Source organism: Streptomyces sp. NPDC047017, from assembly GCF_040644175.1.
In the GTDB taxonomy this organism is placed as follows: domain Bacteria; phylum Actinomycetota; class Actinomycetes; order Streptomycetales; family Streptomycetaceae; genus Streptomyces.
The window spans coordinates 1-2,201 of record NZ_JBEYVW010000053.1; the positions used below are offsets into that span (position 1 = coordinate 1).

General features: G+C 69.0%; 1 protein-coding gene. It reads left to right on the forward strand.

The annotated features are described in order from the left end of the window. Positions 1 to 114: 114 nt before the first annotated feature. Positions 115 to 2,201 (forward strand): condensation domain-containing protein (locus tag ABZ858_RS37130; RefSeq protein ID WP_361389431.1); only part of this gene is annotated, 2,087 nt, incomplete at its 3' end.

Below are 2,201 nucleotides of genomic sequence, written 5' to 3' on the forward strand. Positions count from 1 at the left end.
CGGCGGGCATTGCCGGCTCCCGAGTACACCTCGGATGCGTCTGGGCGGGCACCGCGAACACCGCGGGAGGAGATCCTGTGCGGTCTCTTCGCCGAAGTCCTGAGCGTGAAATCGGTGTCGGTCGATGACGGTTTCTTCGAGTTGGGCGGGCACTCGCTGCTGGCGACCCGACTCGTGAGCCGGATCCGGACGGTCCTCGGGGTGGAGGTGAGCATCCGGTCCATGTTCGAGGCCCCGACGGTCGCCGGGTTGGTGGATCGGCTCGGTGAGGGTGGTCGGGTCCGCGAGCCGTTGGGGCGGCGGGTGCGGCCGGCGGTTGTTCCGGTGTCGTTCGCGCAGCGCCGTCTGTGGTTCCTGGGTCAGCTCGAGGGTGTTTCGGCGACGTACAACATTCCGCTCGTGCTGCGGCTGACGGGTGCGTTGGACGTGGAGGCGCTGCGGGCTGCGCTGGGCGACGTCGCGGGCCGGCACGAGAGTCTGCGGACGGTGTTTCCGCAGGTGGACGGGGAGCCGCGGCAGGAGATCCGGCAGGGCGCCGGGGGTGTTCCCGAGATCGTCGTGGAGGCCGTGTCGGCTGGTGACGTTGCCGCGGTGGTGGCGGAGGTGACGGGTGCCGGGTTCGATCTGGAGCGGGACCTGCCGTTGCGGGTGCGTCTGCTCGAGGTCACCGACGAACCCAACCAGTGGGTCCTCGTGCTGGTGGTCCACCACATCGCGGCGGACGGCTCGTCCATGGCGCCGCTGGCGAAGGATCTCTCGCAGGCGTACGCGGCCCGCTGCCAGGGACATGCCCCGGCGTGGCAGCCGCTCGAGGTGCAGTACGCGGACTACACGCTGTGGCAGCGCGAGCTCCTCGGCAGCGAGGACGACCCGGACAGCGTGATCGCGGCCCAGATCGCCTACTGGAAGCAGGCCCTGGCCGAGGTGCCCCAGCAACTGGAGCTCCCGGTCGACCACCCGCGCCCCGCGGTCGCGTCGCACGAGGGCGCTTCAGTGGACGTGCACGTACCGGCCGAAGTGCATGACCGGCTGGTGGAGCTGTCCCGCTCCTGCGGCGCCAGTGTGTTCATGACCGTCCAGGCTGTGCTGGCGGTCCTGCTGTTGAAGATGGGCGCCGGGCAGGACATCCCGATCGGTACCCCCGTCGAGGGCCGTACCGACGACGCCCTCGACGATCTCGTCGGGTTCTTCGTGAACACGCTGGTCCTGCGGACCGACCTGTCGGGCGACCCGACCTTCCGTGAAGTCCTCGAACGGGTCCGGGAAGCGGACCTGGCTGCGTTCGCCCATCAGGACGTGCCGTTCGAGCGCCTGGTGGAGATCCTCAACCCGGCACGCTCCATGGCCCGCCACCCCCTCTTCCAAGTGATGCTCACGGTCCAGAGCGTCGCCGATCCGGAGCTTGATCTGCCTGGCCTGAGCGTGCGGACTGAACAGGTTCACGGCTCAGCGGCGAGATTCGACCTGTCGTTGAGCCTGGGGGAGACCCACGGTGTCGACGGGAGTCCCACGGGTCTCGAGGGACGGCTGGACTACCGGACGGATCTGTTCGCGGAGACCACCGTCCGGAGTCTTGCGGGCCGCCTGATACGCGTACTGCGAGGGGTCGTTGTCGAACCCGACCTGCGGGTGAGCGAGATCGAACTGCTGGGGCCCGACGAACGCGAGCAGATCCTGACCGCGTGGAACAGGGCTGTGACCGAGGTTCCGGACGCGCCGTTGCCGGAGCTCATCGAGGCGCAGGTGGTGCTGACTCCGGAGGCGCCGGCCGTCGTCAGCGGCGGAGTCGAGCTGAGCTACGGGGAACTGAACGCCCGGGCGAATCGTCTGGCCCGTCATCTGGTGGCATGCGGCGCGGGGCCGGAGCGCCTGGTGGCGGTGGCGCTGCCGAGGTCGGTGGACCTCGTCGTGGCGCTGCTCGCGGTGCTGAAGAGTGGCTCAGGTTATGTGCCGGTGGACCCGGAGTACCCGGCGGACCGAATCGCGTACATGCTCGCGGACGCCGAACCCGTTCTGGTCCTGGCGGAAGCGGCGACCGTGGGTTCGCTGCCCCAGAACAGCACCGCACGGCACCTTCTGCTCGATGATCCCGAAGTCCGCCACGCCGTGGCCGGCCGGGACAGCGGAGACCTGGGCGATGGTGATCGGTTGTCTTCGGTGTTGGCTGCGCATCCGGCGTATGTGATTTATACGTCGGGTTC